The sequence below is a fragment of the Pseudomonas sp. 30_B genome, assembly GCF_017491605.1.
Taxonomy (GTDB): Bacteria; Pseudomonadota; Gammaproteobacteria; order Pseudomonadales; family Pseudomonadaceae; genus Pseudomonas.
Window position 1 is genome coordinate 1 of the sequence record NZ_JAFGYY010000532.1, and the last position, 240, is coordinate 240.

The following is a 240-nucleotide window of genomic DNA, read 5'->3' on the forward strand; positions in this document are numbered from 1 at the left end:
TGGGCACGCGCAGGCAGGTGAATGGCTCGCTCCAGACCTTCAGGCCACCCGGTGCGCGCTGTTCGCACCAGACGATTTTCCAGTCGTTGAAGCGCATGCCCACCAACTCGGCCTCGTCGTTGAAGTAGTAGAACTCGTTGCGCGCGCTCTTCTTCGCCTTGCCGGAGAGGTAGGCGAGCTGGTCGTAGCCGTCCAGGTGCACCTTGAAGGTCGGTCCGCCGGAAGTCGGCGCCCAGCCCT

General features: G+C 64.2%; 1 pseudogene. It reads right to left on the minus strand.

Annotation, left to right across the window (positions count from 1 at the left end):
• Positions 1-240: pseudogene (locus tag J5M67_RS29365) on the minus strand (arylsulfatase); the annotation flags it as partial.